Here is a 14,318-nt window from a genome sequence, read left to right on the forward strand (position 1 = left end):
GGACCGTGACAGCGCATTGCATTTCTCGAAAGGCCCGCTGTAGCAGAGAACAAGACCAGATGCCGGACACTCCACTCCCAAGGTAAACGGACGACATGGCTCGACAGGTCAGCGTTGGACTTTCCCTCGACCATGGGAGGCCGCAGAGCCGCGTCCCTAACTGGTACAGCGCTAAACTCCACTCACGACGCGGACAAAATATTCACAGGCAGGGTCCACGGCAACGACATCGAATGGTAACGACGATTCGATCGACGTCTTCGGGAATGCCCAAGTAGGGGGAACAGCAGTGATGGAGTCAAGCGAGTCTACTTGGTGGATGCATCGTCCAGGTACCGAGTTCAAGGAAGCCGTATGGCTCGACGGTTGGGATGATCAAAGTCTGTGGGGATGGGAGCTGGGGAATTACTTCCTGTCATTGCTTCCTAACGGTGCTACGGATGAGATGCACCCGCATTTTTTCGGGCAGCCCTTCTCCCACATCAGCGCTGTCGTGGCGGCCGTCGCCCGTGTCAGCCGAGCAGATCCGCTGAGTGTGTGCAAAGCTCTCGAGATTTTGCCGTCTCCAGGCCCCGTACCAAGCGACGCTGACATCATTTCGATTCAAGAGAGTGCACGCCAATTAGGTGGCGGTGACTATGTGGCGGGACAGGTCGCTGCATGTGATTGGCTTCTCGGTCGCACCGCGAGTTGTCCCGGGTCGGGGTTGAACTGGTATGTCGGACAACGTCCAGACCGGTCCATCATCACGGCCGAATCCGAGATCAATACCGGAGAGATCTTCCTCGACCCTGCCCATCCACGGGAGGGCTATCGGAGGGGCGTCGACGAAGTATTGGGCCGGATTGTCGCACGATTCCGGTAGTTTCTGGGGTGTCCTTCGGTGCCGGCCGGAATTATCAGAGGTGTTCGAGCTCGGCGTTCCACTATTCGGGGTGAACCTCATACTGACAGTGCCGGACGTTATGGTCCCTTGTCATGTGGGCAACAATCCTGTCAGTAGTCGCCATCTCTGCGACGGTAGCCAATTTCCTTTTCACTCAGTGGCGGACCGACAGGAGAGAAGTTGACAAGTGGCGTCGCGACGAACTGCTGAGGCTAGTCAGCTCAATGCTTGCACTCTCCTCGCAACGCGAGGCCGAACTCAGCGCAGACCTCAGCAGTCTGGAGGCGGAAGGAAGAGCTTCTCCAGATGACTCGGATCCCTGGGCTTTGACACGGCAAATGAAGATCGTTGTGCAGCAGATTCTGCTTCTCGACGAGTCTCTCTCGCAACAGGCGAACAAAATTTGCTTGGTCCACGTCGAGTCTGAGACGGGTTACTACCCCAATCAGAACCCTTACAACGACACTGGCCAACTGCTGCCTGACCGTGATCGCCTGGAGAAGGCCCATCACGAGCTTGTCGCGACCTTTCGCTCGAACGCTTGGCGAAGAAGTCGAGTGTTCGGGCGCAGCAGATCCATCTGAAGTCCATCCAGCCCTTTCACATCAACAGCTCTCATCATTGATTTGCTACAGCCGTGTTTAACTGCAATCGCGTGGCCGAGGTGCGTTTGGATCGGCATGGACTCGACAGGCATCCTATGTTCCGTTCGAAGTCGTGTGGACTAGGTGATGAGCCGCGTCAGCCAGGCATATTTCAGTGAACCCGCCGTTGACAGCTTTCGCCACTCGTAGAAACCGGACTCTGATACCGGCAGAACGCGGCATGGGGTCTGAACCGTGCCGGGTTTCTTGCCGCTCCTATGCTGGCGACATCTCCGGCGGGAGAATCGATAGTTGAGAGTAATAGACGGCCTCGAACTCGTCGGGAGTGACGTAGTCCAAGGTGCCGTGCAGGCGGCGATTGTTGAACCAATCCACCCATTCCATCGTCGCGAATTCGATGTCGTCGATCGTCTTGATCGCCCCTTGCAGAAACGGACTGCTCTTGGAAACTGCTTCTGTCTTGAACAGTCCGATTGTCGACTCCGCGAGGGCGTTGTCGTAGGCGTCGCCGACGCTTCCAATTGAAGCTGCAATCCCTTCCAGCGAAGGCGTTTCCGCGAAGGAAATTGATGTGTACTGACTGCCGGCATCGCTGTGATGGATCAACCCATCACCTACCCGATGTCCACCGTGATCGCGTCGCCACAACGCCATCTTCAATGCCGAAGTGACCATCGCCGTGTCCTTCACTGTCGAGGCATGCCAGCCGACAATCGCCCGGGAAATGCAGTCGATCACGAATGCGACGTAGACGAACCCCGCCCACGTTCGGCAATAGGTGAAATCGGTTACCCATGTGCGGTTCGGAGCTTCGGCGGTGAAATCGCGATCGAGCAGGTAACGCTTGGGCATGATCTGCATCCTCCACAAAAACGGATGCGGCATCAAACCCGGCACGGTTCAGTGTATGGACTCGGGTTTTCGGGTGTGAGGGTTATTCCCAGCGGTTTTTGTCGGTCCATCGTGTGTGGTTCTCGTAGTATTTTCTGTCTTGTTCTTTTCGGTAGTTGGAGATGTCTTCGTCGGTTACGCGTGCGTAGGCGACTGCGATCGCGCTCAGGGCGATGGTTCCGAGGATTTTGAGTGCGGTGCGTCCGTTCATGTTGTCAGGGTAGTCGGAGGTGTTCTGTGGGGGTGTTGAGTCGGTGTTTATGACAGCTTGAGTCGAGACCACCGTGACGGTCAGACCCAGACCCATCTGCGACTCGCCGGACCGATGGTGACGGTTTGAGCTGAGCCCACCTCAGAGTTGGTGCCATCTGGTTTGTTCGGATGCCAGCAGCTGGTGGAGGGCAGTGATGGAGACTCGGATGGAGTTGTTCGCCCGAATTCGACGTGATGCCCGGGTCGAGGGGTGTTCGATCCGGCAGTTGGCCCGCCGCCACCAGGTTGGCCGGGCAACGGTGCGGATGGCGTTGGCGCAGGCGGAGCCGCCGCCGAGAAAAGTTCCGGTGCGCTGTTCACCGAAGCTCGATCCGTTCAAAGCCGCGATCGACGGCATGCTCACCACTGATATCGGGGTACCCCGAAAACAACGTCACACGGCCCGACGTATCCTCGCCAGGCTGGCCGACGAACATGGAGCGCAGCACCTTTCGTATTCGACGGTGCGTGACTACGTGCGGGTCCGGCGAGCACAGATCGACGTCGAAGCCGGACGCCGCATCGAAGTATTCGTCCCACAGGAACACGCACCCGGTGCCGAGGCGGAAGTCGATTTCTGTGAAGTGTGGGTGATATTGGCCGGGGTGAAAACCAAATGCCACATGTTCGCCTTCCGACTCTCGCACTCGGGAAAATCCGTGCACCGCGTGTATTCGACGCAAGGGCAGGAAGCGTTCCTCGAAGGACATATCGCAGCATTCGACGAGATCGGCGGTGTCCCGACCCGTCACATCCGCTACGACAATTTGACTAGTGCGGTGCAGAAAGTGATCTACGGGCAGTCGAGAGTGCGAGTGGAGAACCCGCGGTGGGTGTTGTTCCGTTCGCATTTCGGGTTCGACCCGTTCTACTGCCAACCCGGTATCTCCGGGGCGCACGAAAAAGGCGGCGTCGAGGGCGAGGTGGGCCGGTTCCGTCGTAATCGGTTGTCCCCGATGCCTGTTGTCGACTCACTCGATGAGCTCAACGAGAAGATCCGCGGCTGGGACACCGCCGACAACGGCCGGCGAATCAATGACCGGATCCGCACTATCGGGCAGGACTTCGCCGTCGAAGCACCGCTTCTGCGCCCTGTTCCAGGCGAGGGCTTCGATCCTGGATTGTCGCTGGAACCGCGAGTCGACCGTAGTTCGTTGATCACCGTGCGGATGGCGAAATACTGTGTCCCCGCACGTTTCATCGGCCGAAAAGTGCGAGTCTCGTTGCGGGCATCGGAAGTGGTGGTCTTCGACGGACGGGCGGTAGTCGCTCGCCATCAACGTGTCGTCGCCCGTGGCGGTCAGAGCCTCGATCTCGACCACTACCTGGAAGTACTACGCACCAAACCCGGTGCCCTGCCAGGGGTGAGTGCTTTGGCCGCAGCCCGCAGGAACGGGACGTTCACCTCGAGCCATGACGCGTTCTGGGCGGCGGCCCGCAAAACCGACGGTGACGCCGGCGGAACCCGCCAACTCATCGACGTCCTGCTCCTGCACCGAACGATCGGCGCAGGTGACATGATCGCGGGCATCGAAGCCGCGCTGACCGTGGGCGCTGTGACCGCCGATGTCGTCGCGGTCGAAGCCCGCCGACACGCATCATCGGAGGTCGGTGCGGGTGGGTCTGATTCAGGCCGTCATCTCGTTGCTCGTCGTAGCGGCCGGGAGCAACGCGTTGTCAGCCTGACCCAACGCCGTCTCGCCGATCCGGCAGCGGTCATCGCTGGTCTGCCGGCCGATTCTCGGCCTGCGCCGACGGTCGATCACTACGACCGACTCCTGCGACTACCCGAATGCCGCAATCCCGCCCAGTCCGCCGCCCGAGCCGAGTGAAAGTAGGTCCGAGAATGGTTCGTCCACCCGTCACGGTTTCCACCACGTTGCGCCGCCGAGGGTTGACCGAGGAGGCCGCCACCGCCGCGGTCGATCAGGCCTGCCGCCGGCTACGGCTACCCACTGTTCGTGCCGTGGTCGAGGACGCCGCCACTGCAGCACGCAAGGACCAGCTTTCGTACTACGGATTTCTTGCGGAGTTGCTGCTTTCCGAATGCGACGACCGTGACCGGCGAAGTGTGGTGCGTCGGATCAAGGGAGCGGGGTTCCCTCGCGAAAAGTGGTTGGCCGAATTCGATTTCGATGCCAACCCGAATATCAATCCCGCCACCATCGGCTCCCTCGCCACCGGCGACTGGATTCGCAAGGGCCAACCCCTGTGCTTGATCGGGGACTCCGGAACCGGGAAATCGCATCTCCTCATCGGGCTCGGCGCGGCGGCCGCTGAAGCGGGCTATCGCGTCAAATACGTCCTCGCGACCCGGCTGGTCAACGAGCTCGTCGAAGCCGCGGACGAGAAACAGCTCACCCGCACGATCGCCCGTTACGGCAGAGTGGATCTACTTTTGCTCGACGAACTTGGTTACATGGAACTCGACAAGCGAGGTGCGGAGCTGCTCTTTCAGGTGTTGACCGAACGGGGGGAGAAGAATTCCGTGGCCATCGCTTCGAACGAGTCGTTCTCGGGTTGGACGAAAAAGTTCACCGATCCGAGGCTTTGCGCTGCCATCGTGGATCGGCTCACGTTCGGCGGCAACATCATCGAAACCGGCACCGATTCCTACCGACTTGCTCATACCCGAGCTCAGCAATCCGCCTGACCGATACACCATTCCTACACGGGGCTCTCGACACGTCCGTATCCTGCGTGTCACCACCAGGTAGTACAAAGACACGACGGAGGCTTTGTGAAATCCATGAACCGGGCTGGATCGGGTGAGCCTGTACTGCTGCTGCACGGATACACCTTGTCCCACCATTCATGGCACAGAGTTGTCGACAACCTCTCGCGTGACTACGACGTCCTCGCGATGACAATGCCAGGGCACTGGGGCGGCCCTCGTCTGCGACTACGCGACGTTGGAGTCCGCGGGATCGCCGATGGCGTCGAACGTGAACTCGACAAGCTCGGTTGGGAAACCTGCCATATAGCCGGAAGCTCACTAGGCGGAGAGATCGGATTCGAACTCGAGCGCCGTGGCCGCGCGAGATCTCTCGCTGCAATAAACCCTAGCGGAGGATGGAAGCATTTCTCCTACAACGAGTTTCGGCTTGGCCTGGTATTTGTCGCACAGTTTCCACTCGCTGCTGCTGCCCGCGTGTTCGGTGATCGATTGGCAACTCGCGAGATCTTTCAACGCCCGATCATCCGAAACTGCGTCAGTGACATGGCTGCGGTCACCCCCGACGACGCTGCAAACACAATCCGCGCAGTCTCTCGCTGTCCCATCTACCTGCCCATGCAACTGGCCTATCTCCGCGATGGACCGCTCACGGACCAGGACATCCGCCGCGTGACCGCACCGACATCGTTGATGCTGTCCGAATTCGACACCTTCCTCACCCGGGACAAGTGCATGCAGCGACTGATCGACGAATTGCCCGGCCACGTCGAAGAGGTGACCCTCTCGGGCGTCGGCCACATTCCGATGCTCGAGAATCCCGAAATCGTTGCTGATGCCCTCCGCGCCCACCTCGTCGGGGTGGCCGATCGACAACCTGGGCGAGCCCTCTGATTCGTTGCACTACCCGGTCAACCAGACTACTGGCCCCGATCGGTCGAACGCCCTACTGTCGAGATGCAGCGAAGATCGGCGGGACACACCACGCTACTTCGACGGATCACGGGTGTGTCGGCGATGTTCACGGCCGTGGAGACTTGAAACGTGTTCTACTCTGTTCGAATGGACGTCACGTACGAGGGGATGCAACGGGAATTCAATACCGGCGCAACTGATGCAGGTGCGGTACTAGTTCTCGGCGGGCGAAGTGAGATCGGGCTCGAGGTGGCTCAGAGACTGGCGCCCGGACGGGTAGTGATTCTGGCAGCGCGACGCAGTGGCGACTTGGCTAACGAGATCGCACTCGTACGCGCAGCCGGCGCATCCGCAATCCACTGTGTGGAGTTCGACGCCGACGATACTGCGAGCCACCCAGGTCTGCTGGGGACGATCACCGCCGAACACGGCCGAATTGGTGTCGCAGTGCTCGCGTTCGGAGTCCTCGGCAATCAAGCTCTGGCGGAGCGGGACCCGGCACATGCACTTGCAGTAGTTCACACCGACTTCGTAGCGCAGATCAGTGTTCTCACCGTGCTGGCCAATCTACTACGTGCGCAGGGTAGCGGCCAGATCGTAGTCTTCTCGTCCGTGGCGGGCATACGGGTACGCAAGGCCAACTACGTCTACGGATCGGCTAAAGCCGGCCTCGACGGATTCGCCAGTGGACTCGGGGACGCCCTGCACGGCAGCGGCGTTCATCTATTGCTGGTGCGCTCCGGATTTGTCATCGGCCGCATGACCGAAGGCATGAGCCCAGCTCCGCTACCCAGCACCCCCGGTCAAATCGCCGACGCCGTCGTGAAAGGCCTGCGCAACAATCGGATCCGAGTATGGGTTCCTGCCCTGACCCGCCCAGCGTACATCGTCGCGCGAATGCTGCCGCAAGCAATCTGGCGCCGGATGCCAAGGTAAATTGCACCGACGGCGACAGCGACGGCGTAACCGAGACCGAGACCGAGACGCGCACCGCCCCACACTCTGGATGAGAGCCATCGCATCGCCACCCAGTTATCTGGCGTCGCATTTGGCTGAGCTTCGCTGCAGCTCGACACCTGCGCTGCGCGTGGAGACGCGGAGCCTGCGCTGCCAAAACACGCATTAATGGTACGAAGCGTTCCGCCATGGCAGAGGTTCGCTGGTAGCCGATCTCTTCGCCGATCTCCCCACACCGCGAATTGATCCACAGACGCCAAAGCTGAAGAGACCAACGCTGGACACTCTCAAACTCGGTCTACAACATTTCGACCGAAACCGCCTGGGTGGGTTCGAATCAAACCGCCCTACTGGGTTCGAACCAGATTGACATTCTCATCAAGGCACAGGCCATGGCCGGACGCTGCCCACCGGTGTAACCCCAGAGCTTGCAAGACTTGTCGTGCGTGAGGCATGCAGCATCGCAGAGTTCACTCTGGCAGCCTTGGACCGTTCTAGGGGGCAAACAGTGAGTTCACCGTAATCCCTCTCAGAAGCGGTTCGGAATGAAGTCGAAGTTGGGGGTGGCCATCCTGGTGCGTCAAGGATCGAAACGACTTCGCGGAGGCTCGCCGTGACGGCGCTCTCCTCTTGTTGCGTGTCAGGCTTGCTGTGGCGCTACTCCTTTGTGTAGGAGAGGAATTCCTGGTGCGGGGTGCGGGCCACTTTCCAATTCTTGGTGGATGGGTCGTTCGGCCAGGGGCGCTCGCGCGCGGTAGTCAGAATGAGGCAGTCTTTTGCTCGTGAGATGCCGACGAAGAACGCTGAGCGTTCGGCGTCAATATTGCTCCAAAAGGTCTGATTTTCGACTGCGAGTACGATCACGTTTGCGAATTCGAGTCCTTTGCTTTTGTGGATCGTGGATATGCGGACAGCGTCTGTGTCCGATAGACGCCGAAGTGCGGCGGCAGGGTCGTGGTCCACGGCAATTTGAGTGTGGACTGCGGCCATTGTCTCGGTGATGAGGTCGTCGCGCCGTGTACTTCGCTCATAGTCGGGTGAGAGCGCAGTCACCGCCTCCCGCCCGAGGAGTTGAATGAATCCGAAGGCAATGCCCTCGATTTCGTCGGCATCGGTGCTGTCGAAGCCGGATTCTCGAACCTTTCGTCGACAGTCTCGGATGTATCGGTCGATTGCGCTTCGAGCTTGACTTCCAGCTTCTTCGTCGATTGTGTAGCTGGCTGCGGTCTTCATCAATCGCTGATATGCCTCAGGCTGTCGATCATCGAATACGACTCGTAGGAAGTCGAGGATCAGGGCCGATACGGGTTCGGCGGCTAGGTCTTGCTGTGTTTGCTCGTTGCGATACGCGATCCCGCGGTTTGTGAGAGCCTGCATCAGCGGTGCGGCGTAGAGGTGTGGCTGCTTGGAGATGACGATGGCGATCTCCTGATGTGGCACACCCTCTTCGAGCCAATCAGTGATCAAGCCGGCGATGTGTTCCGCCTCGTCCTGGTCATTGGTGAAGCGGAGAATTTTCACTTCGCCTTCTTCGCCTTGGAGATCCTCGGGTGGCGCGGTTCCAGTAGGGTCCATCACCGCGATCATGCGATTTTGCATCCGGCGCAGGCGAGGCTTGGACCTGTGGTTCTGGTACAGGTTCGATGGCACGGCGTGGAAGTCTGTTGCGTATTTCTGGAAGATCCCTTCGAGCGCGCCTGCCCACCCCATGATGCGTTGTTTAGTGTCTCCGACAGCGGTCACTTGTGTGGATGTGTCGAGGAAGGCTGTTCGGATCAGTGTGTACTGCTGTTCGGTGCAATCTTGAAACTCATCGAGAAATAGGTGACTGTATGTCTGGCGCAGTGCTCCTCGAGCAGCAGCACTTTTCTCGAGAATTTCGAGTGCCAGTGGAACCATGTCTTTGTAGGTGATTTGCGTTCCCGGGATACGGGTGTCGCCGACCGTGTAGTTCGGCTCGAGAGCGTTGATGCCGGTGAGCGCTGGTCGGTATCGGTCAATCAGGCGTTTGGCGAATGCGTGGAAGGTGTGGCTGTCGAAGCGTGCGGCCAACTGATATCCGCAGCGTTGTTCGACGCGATCTTTCAAATTTCGGGCCGCGTCGACCTTGAAGGAGATCGCGAGGATTCGCCGGGGGTATGGGCATGTCGTTGTGCTGAGGAGGAAGTCGGCGCGTTGCGCGAGCATCTCCGTTTTACCCGCTCCAGGACCCGCAGTGAGAGCGCAGTTGTGTGATGTCTCGCGTATCGCGGTGATGGCGTTTGGCTCCAGGATCAGGCCGTCAGCCGGTTGCCAGTCTGCTTGGCTGATCATTCGGGAATCTTGGCAAGCTCGGTGCTGATGTACGTGGCCATTCGGTCGAGAACCGGCGGAAGTGCTGCCAGCAATGCTGCGTCATTGAGCGCTGCAAGGGCGCTGAGATGGGATGCAGGTTTACTGTCCAAATCGAACAGCGAATGGTAGGTATCGAACAATCGGAGAATGCTGTCTCCCAGCACTTCCTCGTTCTTGCGCGCCTTACCGAGTACGTGTTTACGTGTCGCGTCGTCGGGCAACGGAAGCGTCGAGGCGTCTTCGATGCCGTATGCCTCCGGATAGTGCGTGAGCATCAGAATGTCGAGGTCGAGCGGTCCTGAAAAATAGACGCCGTAGTCCTCAAGGTATGTCTTCCATAGCTTTCCACCATTCTCGGCCACACCCTCTGGAGGGATTGGTGGCTCGTCCCACTTTGGGAGCTTGTCGACATCAGCTGACGTGAAGGGTTTGTGTTCCTTCACGTCAGCTGAATATTCCAGCAGTTTGTTGGCTACGTTTCTGATCCGTCCCCATCCTCCTCCAAAGCGTGCGAAGTCGAGGTCGAGCAGTGTGACATGCGGGATTTCCAGGTCGTGGAGGAGTCGCCAAAAGTGGTTGACGTGACGGCCACCCAAGGGCACGACCACTACGGAGGCGTCATCCTCGGCGATGCCTCGGGCAGCCAAGATTCGGGGGAGTACGATTACTTCGCTGTCGCCTTCGCCGAGGACGACGAGACGTGAGAAGTACAGTTCGGGGAAGGCGAGGACTGCCTCGCGTACGTACTTGTGAGCAACATCCGATTTTTCCGGCAGGACGATCTCACGCACGGTGGTTGCTCGTTGCTCATTAAGTCTGAGGAATCGAACATTCTCTGGCGGAACACGTTTCATCAGTGACGGTGAGTGTGTTGCAATGAGCGCCTGTACGTCTTCTCGGATACACGCCTCTCGTAGGGCCTTGACGATGCGACCGAGATACTGTGGTGCAAGGCTATTTTCGGGCTCTTCGACCGCGATCAACGTGAAAGCAGCCGGTCGCAGCTTGTCCGGGTCGAAGGCCGTTGATTTACCTTCGAGAACTTCCCGTCCGATCGACTGCAGAGCAAGGACGAGGGAGATGTACAGGAGGGACTTCTGGCCGTCACTGAGACGAGTGTAATCAACCGGGGTGTTGATGGGGCTGGGAGAGAACGTAATGCTCATATGGCGTAAAAGGTTGTCGATCTCACTCTGCCCGAACGACATGATGGGATTGCTGAAAAAGGTGCCGGTGTGGAGGCCAGACCAGGACTCCTGCAACTTCGTTCCGATACCGGTAACCGCGGTGTTGGCAACGAGCGCATCGGATATCTGCTCTGTCAGAGTGGCCACCGAGCTTCGCTCAGCAGTCCAGTTCGCTGCCCGAAGAGCACGACCTAAGAGCGAGGCGGCCGCGTATGAGATGTGGTCGGCTGGATCTCGTCGGGCGGGGAGGTAGTGAACTTGGATGCTACTTCGGTCACGTCTAGGCAGGTCGACGCACCGTATCGGGGTGCCCTGGGTATCGGCTTCTATGACGGTGACGACTTTCTCATCGATATATTCATCTGTGTCGAGTGTGGCAGTGAGTCGAATTCGTACACGTGGTGGCTCGCCGGCGACGGACAGCTGCATATGTGCGAAGAACGGTGGGACGGTTGGATGAACTGCGCCGCTGGTGTCGGAGGCCTCTTCCCATTCGAAATCAGCCTCCAGCCAGAGTTCCGGGCTCTCCACCGCTGCAGGAATTCCGGTGGTCGCAATCGGGACGTGGAAGTCAGATTTCTGCACTCGTCGTTGTGACTGATCGATTCCAAACATTCGAACGAGAGCTTGAAGGACTGCGGTCTTTCCTGAGCCGTTAGGGCCGAGCACGTAGGTCAGTGAGTCGAGTTTGATCTCTTTGGGGTCGGGGCCGAACGATTGAAAATTGCAGATTCGGAGCGTTACGAGCTTCACCGAGTTCTCCTCCGAGGTGACCGTCGCACCTCCTGTGCCCATGATTGCAGACTGCACGGTTTTATTGACTCGACCGTGGGGAGGATGCAGTATGCCGTGCCGTGCCGTGCCGTGGCGTGGGTGATCAGTCGTTGCCGACGGTCGAAGCAGTGAGATGGTCGCGGTCACTCGGCTGCTGTATCGCCGAATGCTCGCGTCGCGCTGCTTGTTGCCTACGTAGTATCCGCCCGGATACTACGTAGCGGGCCGTGGCGATGACTCTGGATTGCGATGGACATACGAAAAGCCCCTCAAATTGGCTTCGATGTCGATGTCGATGTCGATGTCGATGTCGATGGGAAGGGTGTAGGGGAGCTGTCTCTAGTCGGTTGGGTGTGTGGTCAGCATCGAGCGAATTCTCTTTGATGATAGTGCTTTACAGCTGGGGAGGGTGTGTTCGGTTTCGTCGGGCTGGGTGTCGGGAGGTTCCGGGAAATCGGTGAGGTCCCACTGTTCTCGAGGGATGACGTATGTGAATAGTTCTGTTTCCAGTTCACGGAGCTTTCGCACTGTCCCGTGCCCGTTGTTCACGAGAGCTACGGATACAAACCGGGCGGCGATGTCGGATTGGGTGCGGGATCCGTCGTTGAGCAGCGTTGCTGTCGCCTGGCGTATTTTCGTCCATGATTGTTCGTCGAGGTACCGCGCGTAGTCGAGGGTCGAGGTATGGACCCGTTCGTCTGGAGATCGATCGATCTTGAGGTCGTTCAGTACGGCCTCGATCATGGCTTCGTCGACCGAACGGAGGGCTTCGCGGATCCGGGCGTGGTCGACGAAATTCTCTTCCACTTTGCTGTGGCCTACTTCCAGGACAGCGTTGAGTCCGAATTCTTTGTGGAACGCGTCGATGATTTCCTGTGCATCTTCTGATGCTTGTGCGTCGGTGATAGCTCTTCCGAGAAGTAGGTAGATCAGCTTGTGCCAACGGCTTAATATGCCTCGCTCTGTGCTCGACCATTCTGCAGCGATCTTGTGAGCTGCACTTATGCAGTTCTCGACGCTGGCCGAGCGGATCTCGTCCACCTGATTGAACACCTTTTGGAAGACCTGAAAGTCTATGTCCGGGTCGGTCATGGCGGTCTGGATGATGGAGGGTTCCGCCCACTGGCCAGAGGAAAGCAGGTTGGAGAAATCGGCTTGCACGGATGCGTTGGAGACATCGCCTTCCGGCATTCCGAAGGAGAAGTACCGATGGAAGTATGCGGGAAGGCGTACACCCAGTGGAGCCTCGGATGACAAGACAAATAAGCCCGTGAGATGCGGTAGTGCTGGGAACAGGCCGCGAAGGACGCGGTAAAGCTCGCGAACGAGCGGTGCGTCGGCTTCAAGGCGCACCACATCAGCGATTCGCCCCAACCATTCCTCAGCCGTAGGTTCCTTCGTACTACTGGAAAAGTAGATGTGTGACGTACGCGTCAGAGCTGAACGCCAGCGAGGCAACCTGCGGTACAGATCGGAGTGGTGCAGACGCAGATAGGTGATAACGGTTGCATCGGTGAGATCGATTTCTTCACCTCCTATCAGGGAAAGCATGACGTCTACCTGGTTGCACAGGCGATAAATACGTCGGAGGGTGAGGCTTTCTTCCTCAGGGATGGTGCGATACACCGTGTCGGCCGGATCAGAATCTTGGTGTGTCGGAGTGAGATAGTCGATTCCGTGGGATTGCGCGATGGCTTTCAGCTGTAGGCGTAGTTCAGTGGTGAGATGGGATTTACGCAAGGGCGGCAGCTCGAACGGGTACTGCACGATTTTTTCGAGGTAGTCCCGGGCTCGGTCATGGTCGTTGTTGGCCAGATCGGTTCGGGTGAGCACATCGATGACAGTTTTTTCATCATAGGAGAGCAGGTAATGGACGTGAGGAAACCGTCCGAGAAGGCGGACGGTTTTCATCACCGCGAGTAACTCGTCCGCGTGAAGCCGGTCGACATCGTCGACGACTACCAGGACGTTCTTTCCTACCTGTGAAATTGCGTCCGAGATTGTTCCGAATTGCTTGGTGAAGGGGTCGGAACGGCCAGTGAAACTGTGACCGCCGGCCTGTTCGGCTGCTGCGTCGACGGCAGCCTCGGAGATGTCTTTGATCGCGCCGTCGCCAAGGTGTTTTTCGACGAAGGCGACGCCGGCTGCCTTGATGACAGCAATGGTTGTGGGTGCAGCTGCCGAGAGCAGTGTGCGGGCCTTTTCACCCGCTGCGTTTGGAGGCATCGCTGAGGCGACGGCGTTGTAGAACTCATCCGCTAGGCTCACGGTGTTCGAGGCAGACCAAGGGGTAAATGCCGTAACGGACCACTCAACGCTATGTTCCGTTTCCAACACCTCGGTGATCATGTTGATTACCGAGGACTTACCAGATCCCCAGGGCCCGGTAAGCCCGAAAACGACACTTGGTCCCGCACCGGCGGTGTGGATGCGCTCGGCGATTTTGCGTGCGTAGGCCTTGCGATCTAGGCGGTCCTCGCTCATCGAGGTGATCTCGACATCTAAACCCACGATTGCCGAACTATTGGTCTCAGTCTGCATCAGTCAATGATCGCGGATGAGGAAATTGTGCGGACATACAGTGGTGGCTTCGAAGTTCGCCGCTGTGCCGGCGTTCAGGGCGGCGCTGGCGTCGGCTTTGTCTACGACGCGGGCTGCAGGGTGAAAGCAACCGCACCAGCTCAATGACAGATGACGGTGGCTCCGGCGTTCTCCCATCTGCGGCGGAGCATCACTTCGACGGTCCGCTCGAACTTCTCACGGCCGAGTGAAGGCCAGTCGATGGTTCCTGTTGCTCCAGCCGTGACTACTACCCTTGTTCTCCGTCTGAGGATTCAATTGTT

At 58.6% G+C, this 14,318-nt stretch carries 10 protein-coding genes and 2 pseudogenes; 7 read left to right on the top strand and 5 right to left on the bottom strand.

The genetic code is table 11. The features are described from left to right. The first annotated feature begins 319 nt into the window (after window positions 1-319). The gene (locus ACFT1A_RS26640; protein WP_378449439.1) at window positions 320-865 is read left to right on the top strand and encodes a hypothetical protein; all 546 of its coding nucleotides are present in this window, start codon (window positions 320-322) and stop codon (window positions 863-865) included. 113 nt (window positions 866-978) lie between these two features. Further along, on the top strand, window positions 979-1,470 hold the full coding sequence (locus ACFT1A_RS26645) for a hypothetical protein (RefSeq protein WP_378449440.1): 492 nt from the start codon (window positions 979-981) through the stop codon (window positions 1,468-1,470). A gap of 276 nt (window positions 1,471-1,746) precedes the next feature. On the opposite strand, the pseudogene ACFT1A_RS26650 reads toward ACFT1A_RS26645, so the two are convergent. Both ACFT1A_RS26650 and ACFT1A_RS26655 read right to left on the bottom strand, forming a co-directional pair. After that, window positions 1,747-2,328, bottom strand: a pseudogene (locus tag ACFT1A_RS26650) (IS3 family transposase); the annotation flags it as partial. Between the two features lie 97 nt (window positions 2,329-2,425). Continuing rightward, window positions 2,426-2,593 (bottom strand): hypothetical protein, encoded by a 168-nt coding sequence (locus tag ACFT1A_RS26655; protein ID WP_230815729.1) that lies wholly within the window; start codon window positions 2,591-2,593, stop codon window positions 2,426-2,428. A gap of 196 nt (window positions 2,594-2,789) precedes the next feature. On the opposite strand from ACFT1A_RS26655, the gene istA reads away from it, so the two are divergent. From istA to ACFT1A_RS26680, 5 genes and pseudogenes are all read left to right on the top strand, one after another. Beyond that, window positions 2,790-4,466: an IS21 family transposase gene (gene istA / locus ACFT1A_RS26660; protein ID WP_378449441.1), complete on the top strand. Its 1,677-nt coding sequence runs from the start codon at window positions 2,790-2,792 to the stop codon at window positions 4,464-4,466. Between the two features lie 14 nt (window positions 4,467-4,480). After that, window positions 4,481-5,287: an IS21-like element helper ATPase IstB gene (istB, locus tag ACFT1A_RS26665; protein WP_378449442.1), complete on the top strand. Its 807-nt coding sequence runs from the start codon at window positions 4,481-4,483 to the stop codon at window positions 5,285-5,287. Window positions 5,288-5,383: 96 nt separating this feature from the next. Next, window positions 5,384-6,202: an alpha/beta fold hydrolase gene (locus ACFT1A_RS26670; RefSeq protein ID WP_378449469.1), complete on the top strand. Its 819-nt coding sequence runs from the start codon at window positions 5,384-5,386 to the stop codon at window positions 6,200-6,202. A gap of 189 nt (window positions 6,203-6,391) precedes the next feature. Further along, complete coding sequence (locus tag ACFT1A_RS26675; RefSeq protein ID WP_378449470.1) at window positions 6,392-7,159, top strand: SDR family NAD(P)-dependent oxidoreductase; 768 nt, start codon at window positions 6,392-6,394, stop codon at window positions 7,157-7,159. A gap of 409 nt (window positions 7,160-7,568) precedes the next feature. Next, window positions 7,569-7,703 (top strand): annotated as a pseudogene (locus tag ACFT1A_RS26680) (hypothetical protein); the annotation flags it as partial. A 134-nt stretch (window positions 7,704-7,837) separates the two neighbouring features. Here the strand turns inward: ACFT1A_RS26680 and ACFT1A_RS26685 are convergent. From ACFT1A_RS26685 to ACFT1A_RS26695, 3 genes are all read right to left on the bottom strand, one after another. Continuing rightward, window positions 7,838-9,493, bottom strand: a complete 1,656-nt coding sequence (locus tag ACFT1A_RS26685; RefSeq protein WP_378449443.1) for a UvrD-helicase domain-containing protein — start codon at window positions 9,491-9,493, stop codon at window positions 7,838-7,840. Continuing rightward, window positions 9,490-11,496: an ATP-dependent endonuclease gene (locus tag ACFT1A_RS26690; RefSeq protein ID WP_378449444.1), complete on the bottom strand. Its 2,007-nt coding sequence runs from the start codon at window positions 11,494-11,496 to the stop codon at window positions 9,490-9,492. Before ACFT1A_RS26690 ends, ACFT1A_RS26685 begins: the two co-directional genes overlap by 4 nt. A gap of 318 nt (window positions 11,497-11,814) precedes the next feature. Next, window positions 11,815-14,016, bottom strand: a complete 2,202-nt coding sequence (locus ACFT1A_RS26695; RefSeq protein WP_378449445.1) for a P-loop NTPase fold protein — start codon at window positions 14,014-14,016, stop codon at window positions 11,815-11,817. Window positions 14,017-14,318: the final 302 nt, after the last annotated feature.

Source organism: Rhodococcus sp. NPDC057135 (genome assembly GCF_042670865.1).
In the GTDB taxonomy this organism is placed as follows: Bacteria; Actinomycetota; Actinomycetes; order Mycobacteriales; family Mycobacteriaceae; genus Rhodococcus_F.